At 55.0% G+C, this 240-nt stretch carries 1 pseudogene; it reads right to left on the reverse strand.

The window, feature by feature from the left end:
* A pseudogene (locus tag ACR6JA_RS22840) lies at positions 1-240 on the reverse strand (hypothetical protein); the annotation flags it as partial.

Genomic DNA, 240 nt, shown 5'->3' on the forward strand with positions numbered 1-240 from the left:
GTTCGACAGCGAATTCTGTTGCCAATAATCGTTTTGGGTGTGCCAGAACAGATGATTGGAGAAGAAATAGGCGACCCGCTGTGTCGCCCGACCCAATTCGGACAATTCTCCAGGCAGGAGCAGGAAGATGCTGGCGACCAAGGTGAACACGACGACCGCCAGCAACGCGGGAAAAATCCGTCTGACGCGACGGACGTAGAAATGCCGCAGCGAAAAACGTCGTGCGGCAAAGTCCTGCAA

The organism is Cedecea sp. B1(4), assembly GCF_059414925.1.